The sequence below is a fragment of the Candidatus Margulisiibacteriota bacterium genome (genome assembly GCA_028706105.1).
Classification (GTDB): domain Bacteria; phylum Margulisbacteria; class Riflemargulisbacteria; order GWF2-35-9; family DYQY01; genus DYQY01.
This window is the reverse complement of record JAQWCF010000102.1, coordinates 1-5,466: the sequence shown is the minus strand read 5'-3', so window position 1 is coordinate 5,466 and position 5,466 is coordinate 1. Positions and strand designations below refer to the sequence as shown.

Below are 5,466 nucleotides of genomic sequence, written 5' to 3'. Positions count from 1 at the left end.
AATAGTGAATTGCCGGATAATATTGAAATGGGTTACGATGGCTAAACTGTTAAATTATAAGGAGGATGTAAATGAAATACGGATGTAGTGTCTGTGGGCTGGAGAAATATTCAGAAGATAATCAAGAAATTCCAATGTGTTGTAGTGAAAAGATGTCTCCTTGCACAAAGGTACAAGATGCAGAAATGGCTAAGTTTACTGACAAAGATGGTCCTTGTGATGACGGAACAGGGCATAACAGATAGTTGTTGTTTAATTAATAAAAACACACATAGCAAGTGTCTTGAACAAACTTATTTAAATTGTAACGAAGGACTATTGAGTTTTTACTAGTTAAGATTAAAACAGTCCTGGAGGCACTATTTTGATTCATCAATTAAAACTCAGAAAAAGATTAAAGCCCAAATAAAGGGATTTTATAGCTTGACTAAGGCTCATTAAAAGCTGTAGTTCAAAACAACGCAGAAAATTGTTGCAATATTCATTAGATAAATTCGATAAATAAATAATAAAGATTAGTAATAAGAAAGGTTTTTTATGAATTTAAAAGTAGTATCAGTAGTGAATGTAGCAACCGCAACCTATGAAAAAGAGTATAAAGATTTAAGAATTTTATCAGTTACCTCAGAGGTTAAGTCTATTGCCACGGGAGGTTTAGGAGGTGCGGTCGATGACATGTCTTCAGCATTTCAAGATTTAGGAGCAGATGTTAGGATCGCAGTCCCAGGTTATACTAAATTGCTAAATAGTGGAAACTATCAAAAAGTAGATAGTTTTCGTCTTAATCATTATGGACAGGATGTTGATGTAGATGTTTTGTTTGGTAATCTTCCAAAGACCAGTAATCCTGCCTATGTTTTTAGAATTCCTTGGTTTTTTGAAAGAGGAGGGAGTATTTATCACGATGAGCATGGTAAAGATTTTTTAGATAATGACGATCGGTTTTCAGTTTTTTCGAGAGCTGTTTGGGAACACGTTATTCGTACCGGAGAGAAAGATTGGTGTCCAAATATTTTACATGGGCATGACTGGCATGTTGGTCCTGCTTTTGGATTGAGAGCTTTGTTTGCTCAGGGCAATCCTATGGTTAAGTCTATTGGAACAATGTTTACAGTGCACAATGTTGCCTATAATGGGACGTATGATATGTTCGCTTTAGAAAAATCAGGATTACAGGACTTAAAACATTATGGTGAGTTTTATGGTGGATATAGTTTTTTAAGGATGGGTATTAATACAGCTGATGCAGTTACTACTGTGAGTCCCAATCATGCGTTGGAATTACTTTCAGAAAAAATGAGTTTTGGCCTGTACGGAGACTTTAAAAGGTTGCATTCTATGGGAAGATTTTTTGGAATCATGAATGGAATAAATCAAGAAGAGTGGAATCCAGAAACTAATAAAAATTTGCATAGAAACTATGGGAAAGAAGGTTTTCGGAAAGCAAGAGAAGAAAATAAAAGATATTTAATAGAAGACTATTGTAAAATGCATTATGAACCAGGATTGCCTGTTTTTTCGTTTATAGGCAGACTAACATGGCAAAAAGGAACAGATTGTCTGGTCGATGGAGTAAGAGAGTTCCTTAGCAATAACAATGCTTATTTTGTAGCCTTAGGCTCAGGAGACTCAGCAGTTGAAGAACAGCTAAGATGGTTAAAAAATGATTTTCCGGATCGGATTAATGTGGATTATGGCTTTAAGCCTGATAATAGATTCCCTATACTAGCGGGTTCAGATGTGGCTTTGATGCCATCAAGATTTGAGCCATGTGGTTTGTTTCAGTTAGAATGTATGCGATTAGGAACTGCAGTTATTGGAACTCCAACAGGCGGTATCGCTGACTCAATCATTAACTATAGCTTAAACACTCGAACTGGTAATGGTTTCTTCATGTTTGATGGGGTGAATCCGCATTCCATAGCACATGCTATGCACAGAGCCTCGTATATATTAAAAGACGAGGAACATAAACAAGAAATAGTGAAGCAGGCTATGAGATTTGATTCAAGATGGCAACCTAATGCGGTTAAGTATCTGGATATTGCTTTGAAAATAAAAAATGGAGAACTTAAAGGACCTGTAACTCAAAGTTTTTCCAAGTAATTTTGTTTAAAGTTTAATTATTGTAAAATTTTATGCAAAGGGTTGATTATTGTGAAAACAAAGTTAGTTTCTTGTAGTGTAAATATATTAAATGTCTGTTCAGGAAATGAACCTAGGTTGAATGCAGACTACAAGCTTTTAGAAAAACATTTGTTTGATAGGGTTAATCAGTCATTTAATAATGCAAATGTTAAAGAGATTAAATTGTTTTTGGCCGGAACTTTAATTGATGAAGTTAAATTGATTCAAGCGATGTTGTTTGGAATTTTAAAAGAGATATATATCTCGAACTCGATTAGAGATTCACATGATATATCATTTAATGTTTGGTTAGATGCTTGGAGTTTAAAAATTTCAGCAGTATCTATTGATCAGGGCAATCTAGATGAAATAAAACAAAAGTTGAGTGATAAAAATATAGTTGTTGGTGTCGGTTGGAATTATGATGGTTTATTTTATGAACTTTCCAATAAAGAATATTTTAAAAAATTTAATAATTGTGTCGAGCTTATTAGATCGGATCTTTTGGATGATTTACATAAATCATTGTTTGAGCAAGAAAGTTATGATGCTGTTATTTGTGTAAGTAGTTTATATAAGAAAACAGCTTTTTTTGCAGATGAGACGTTTAGTTATCTAAAAGAAGGGGGTTATTTTTTAAGACATCAACCTGAAAGTGATGACTTAAGGGTAAAAGAGAGAAGAGAATATGAAAACTTAGAACATATAAAAACAGATAACCCTGATAGTTGGTTGTATGTTAAATCAGAAACAAAAGATTAAAGAGTAAACAACCTCATCTTAGTTGTTTTTTCGCTATTTAAGTAAGGTAGTCCCGCCACAAAAAGTACTTGATCGCCTTTATTAAGAAAGGTATTGGAAGTAAGAATTCCTGATAATTTTGCAATGCCATCTTCCTCTAAGTTTATATTAGTTATATCGTGAAATACTGGCAATATTCCCCAAAGTAAACTTAACGCCTTACATAGTTCTAGGTGGTTGCTAAGAGCAATAATTGGAAAACGTATTTTGGCAGTAGAAAGAACAGAGGCAGTATATCCGCTCTCAGTAATAGCTACCACTGCTTTAATGTCTAAATCATTAAATAAGCTGGAAATAATGATGTCTTGATTAGTTGTTATACTTCTATCCTTCGGGTCAATTAGCATGTTTTTTAATAATTCGTAATATAAGGTACTTTGTTCAATTTCAGCAGCAATTTTTTCCATAATAGCGACTGCTTGAATAGGAAATTTTCCAATGGATGTTTCACCAGAAAGCATAATAGCATCGGCTCCATCAAGAATAGAATTTGCAACATCATTAGCTTCTGCTCTTGTTGGAATAGGGTCATTTATCATGGATTCCAACATCTGAGTTGCAATAATTACTGGTTTTTGGGCTATATTTGCTTTCTTAACTATCATTTTTTGAGCAAGCGGAACCTTTTCTGGAGATAATTCAATTCCAAGGTCTCCTCTTGCAACCATTATGCCATCAGCTTCTTTAATGATTGCATCAATTCTATCGAGAGCTTGTGGTTTTTCGATTTTTGCAATAATAGGAATACTCTTTCCAAGGTTTTTGAGTATTTGTTTAGCCTCTATAATATCTTCTTCTGATCTTACAAATGAAAGAGCTAGATAAGAAACATCGTTTTTTACTGCAAATTCCATAAATTGCTTATCTCTTTCTGTGATGGCAGGAGTGCTGACTTCTGCTCCAGGAAGATTTATTCCTTTACGTGAGGATATTTCACCTCCGTTGATAACCCTGCAAACGATCCTGTCATATTCAATAGATATGGCACGAAGTCTAACTTTTCCATCATTAATAAAAATATCATCATTGATTTTTACATCGTTAGTTATGTTTTTGTAATCAACAGGGATGTGTGTCTTTTCAGTTTTTTCTGCTGTTGATAAGATTATTTCTTGTCCATCCTCAAGTAATAAAGGTGGACTAAATTCTCCCAGGCGAATTTTAGGTCCCTGAAGGTCAACCATTACGGGAATGTTACAGTTTTTTTCGTTAGAAATTGTCCTGATAAGGTTGATGGTTTCAAGGTGTTTATCAATGTTTCCATGTGAAGTGTTAACCCTGAAAACATCGACGCCAGCATCAATTAATCTGGTTAGCATTTCTCTGCTGTCAGTAGCTGGACCGACAGTTATTACAATTTTTGTACTATTGGGTTTTTGAATATTTTTCATATCACTACTTATAATAGCAGAGTGGCATTATTTGTGTAATAGCTATTTGCTATTTAATAAACGTTCTTATTCTTTGTTTATGCTCTTTTTCTTTTTCTTCTAGTTCTTGTTTACTGAATTCTAAAGGAGTTGTGATTTGATATTTATTGTTATCTACTTTGTTACCAAAATTTTTGTCTTCAAAAACATGGTTTATTTTTATTAAACAGCTTGCGCCTACAACCGTTGCACCAAATCTTTCTACAAGCTCAATAGTCGCATTTAAGGTGCCTCCCGTTGCCAGAATGTCATCAATAATAAGAATTCTGTCGCCTGGTTTAATTAATCCTTTTCTGATAGCCATTTCAAGTTGTTCTGCGTATTCCATTCCGTATATTTTGCTTTCGATGTCATCACTTAATATTTTCTCTCTTTTTTCTGCTAGGACTATGCCTGCTCCAAGTTTCTTTGCAATAAGTGCTCCGAAGTGAAACCCACGCACAGCTAGAGAAACAACTTTATCTATTTTTTGGTTTCTATAAGGCTCAATCATGTAGTCGCAAGCGGAGTTCATTAGTTGCTGATTAGCAAGTATATGGTCAAAGTTTGTCCATAAAATACTACCCCTTAGTTTGTTAATATAGACAAGTATTTCTTTTTTTAGCTCATCTGTACTAAATGATAAATAGTTAGGTGGAGTTATAAGAGGAGAGCTTATTGGGGTGCGTGAGGGGTGAATAGTTTCATTTTGAAAAAGATAAGCAGAAACATGCACATTTTCTGCAAAAGCAGCATCATAATTTGGATTTATTGCACTTACGTTTGAGATGAATGAACATGTGGCACCACAGGACTTGTTGCTACTTCGATAATCTTCTAAAGTTTTTATGGTGTCATATAATGTTTCTCCTGAGGTGGTAATTTCATCAACAACGCCATATACTTCGTAATCAGCAGAAATAACACCTCTAAATATTTGAAGGTACTTAATCTTGTTGTCATCATGAGTAATATCAACTGACAGCATTTGTCCTGGCATTTTATGCCCTTCGCCTGCAACGACCAGAGGCAGCCCAAGCTGATGTGCAATTAGTTCTGCAAATATTAACCCCTTGTCTGCAATACCAATAACCTTGGTTACACCTTTTCTATTGAAATGTGCAGCGAT

The 5,466-nt window shown here is 34.3% G+C and carries 5 protein-coding genes; 3 read left to right on the top strand and 2 right to left on the bottom strand.

The window, feature by feature from the left end; translation table 11 throughout:
- The first annotated feature begins 71 nt into the window (after positions 1-71).
- The 3 genes from PHF25_08585 (at position 72) to PHF25_08575 (ending at position 2,889) form a co-directional block, all read left to right on the top strand.
- Entirely contained in the window at positions 72-245 is a 174-nt protein-coding gene (locus PHF25_08585) for a hypothetical protein (GenBank protein MDD4528069.1), read from the top strand.
- A gap of 292 nt (positions 246-537) precedes the next feature.
- Complete coding sequence (locus PHF25_08580; protein ID MDD4528068.1) at positions 538-2,106, top strand: glycogen/starch synthase; 1,569 nt, start codon at positions 538-540, stop codon at positions 2,104-2,106.
- 51 nt (positions 2,107-2,157) lie between these two features.
- Positions 2,158-2,889 carry a hypothetical protein gene (locus PHF25_08575; GenBank protein ID MDD4528067.1) on the top strand — a complete coding sequence of 244 codons (732 nt, stop codon included), beginning with the start codon at positions 2,158-2,160 and terminating at the stop codon, positions 2,887-2,889.
- On the opposite strand, the gene pyk is transcribed toward PHF25_08575, so the two are convergent.
- Entirely contained in the window at positions 2,886-4,319 is a 1,434-nt protein-coding gene (pyk, locus tag PHF25_08570) for a pyruvate kinase (GenBank protein MDD4528066.1), read from the bottom strand. The genes PHF25_08575 and pyk overlap by 4 nt on opposite strands.
- A gap of 49 nt (positions 4,320-4,368) precedes the next feature.
- Positions 4,369-5,466, bottom strand: a 1,098-nt coding sequence (locus PHF25_08565) for a phosphoribosyltransferase family protein (GenBank protein MDD4528065.1), incomplete at its 5' end; no start/stop codon positions are given.